Source organism: Psychromonas aquatilis (assembly GCF_038155185.1).
Lineage (GTDB): Bacteria > Pseudomonadota > Gammaproteobacteria > Enterobacterales > Psychromonadaceae > Psychromonas > Psychromonas aquatilis.
Genome location: NZ_JBAKAZ010000502.1, coordinates 1 through 207, shown reverse-complemented (window position 1 = coordinate 207; position 207 = coordinate 1). Strand labels below are relative to the sequence as shown.

General features: G+C 42.0%; 1 protein-coding gene. It reads right to left on the bottom strand.

All coding sequences use genetic code 11. The features are described 5' to 3' along the window. Nucleotides 1-13: 13 nt before the first annotated feature. A partial coding sequence (locus V6256_RS16295; RefSeq protein WP_341599217.1) for a universal stress protein occupies nt 14-207 on the bottom strand: 194 nt, incomplete at its 5' end.

Below are 207 nucleotides of genomic sequence, written 5' to 3'. Positions count from 1 at the left end.
TTAGCGCTGTTCGTTATTCATCTTCTTCATCTAAAGTGTTTTGACTGACAAAGCCTTCTTGTTTCAGCGCAAGTAGATCACTGGTTAATTTATCGATTACTTGCTCTGCGGTATGACCCAATAAAGCAACGCCTAAACCAGACCGACCCCCGGTCCCCATAATAACAAGTGCAGCATTAATTTCTTCAGCGACCGCACTAAAAATAT